Below are 259 nucleotides of genomic sequence, written 5' to 3' on the forward strand. Positions count from 1 at the left end.
TAGCTGACACTCAGGGTGAAGCCGCGGGCGGCACTGGGCTCTTTCTCTCCGGCAATGATGCCGGACAGGATCGGTACCATGGGAAAAACGCACGGGGTAAAGGCCAAGAGCAGGCCGCCCACAAAAAACAGGCCGATGATCAGGCCAAGGGGCTGGTCTTTCATCCACTGATTGAAGGCGTTGGCATCTTCGGACTGCAGCGTGTCGAGGAAGCCTGGGCCAGCGCTGGAGTCAGACGCCGCTGCTGGCGGAGCGGCCA

General features: G+C 61.8%; 1 pseudogene. It reads right to left on the reverse strand.

The features are described from left to right. Positions 1-259, reverse strand: a pseudogene (locus A3730_RS31680) (thiol:disulfide interchange protein); the annotation flags it as partial.

The organism is Alcanivorax sp. HI0044, assembly GCF_001634945.1.